This window comes from Rhodoferax sp. ZS1R8 (assembly GCF_056521325.1).
In genome coordinates this window covers 1-1051 of the sequence record NZ_JBWMBA010000196.1, presented here as the reverse complement: position 1 = coordinate 1051, position 1051 = coordinate 1, and the positions used below count along the sequence as shown (strand labels likewise).

1 protein-coding gene is annotated in these 1051 nt (G+C 54.5%); it reads left to right on the top strand.

Annotation, left to right across the window (positions count from 1 at the left end; translation table 11 throughout):
- The first annotated feature begins 445 nt into the window (after positions 1-445).
- The gene (locus tag AC097P_RS24955) at positions 446-919 is read left to right on the top strand and encodes a hypothetical protein (protein ID WP_479613099.1); all 474 of its coding nucleotides are present in this window, start codon (positions 446-448) and stop codon (positions 917-919) included.
- The last annotated feature ends 132 nt before the right edge of the window (positions 920-1051 follow it).

Here is a 1051-nt window from a genome sequence, read left to right as displayed (position 1 = left end):
AAGGTGCCCATGGATATGACCACAAGGGAGCGCGATCGACTCGCGGACTGGATTCGCTTGTTGCCGGCAAGTGGAGAGTAGCAAATGTTCACAGAAGATCGCCCACGACCAGGCAGTGACCCATCTGCCGATAAGCTATATCGACTGAGTGCTGTAGCCATGTCGCTGCTTCCGCGGCGGGACCAAATCCGCGCAGAAGAAGAGCACATGGCGACGCTTGCGAGTCATGGCTTCAACAAAGAGCAAATTCAGACTATCGCTGCACTGAGCCCGGGAACCCTATTGCAGCTGTGTAGCGCGCGCGAGACTTTCTTCGGGGCATCTGTGCCAAATTGAAAACATCTTGTTGGCCTTGCGCCCCCACACTGACCTCCCTCAGCCAGATCAGCTTTCCAGACTTCTTCGTAAGTGGGCTGAGGAAGAAGATAGCAGTCTCGCGACTGACATGCTCATTCACTTGGTCGAGAGCGGCGTCTACGTCAAGAACGGCGGATGGGTGGCTTATCTGAAAAAGCATATGCAAATGCCGAGTGAATTCTCATGCTGGGTGGAGATGAAGACGGTTGTTCACGGAGTGCGCATCATCCCTATCACCAGCGGCAAAGCAATCCTGCAAGAAGGGCGCACCATGGGTCATTGCCTTTCCGATGTAGGGCAAGCTTATCGCTACTTCATGAAGTGCGAGAAAGACGAGAGCAAGCTTTTTCATCTGGAAGTGCAGGACAACCCCAAACTCTGCGCAACCCTCTGTATTAGCAGCGAAGGTCCTGGCGATTGGTCTATCGATGAGTTCAATACGGCGGGAAATGGTGGGCCGCCTCAGCGTCTGCAAAAGGCCGCGAGTTATGTACTGGATGTCCACAACGATTCAGATTGCGAAGGCATGGATCTCTCGGAAGGGGCATCGTGCGCATGCTGAGCCAATGTCACTTCATTGGGGGTCAAGCTTCAGGTGTAGTTTCCGCATACTGCACGGCACATGACTTGGATGATGGGATACCGTTTCCAGCTCCATGGGCCGTTGTCGGCCTCGGGGGGGCAGGTTGCCGTA

What these genes read in the sequence shown, in the direction of transcription:
- AC097P_RS24955 (WP_479613099.1), top strand. Translation starts at nt 446, where the DNA reads ATGCTCATTCACTTGGTCGAGAGCGGCGTCTACGTCAAGAACGGCGGA.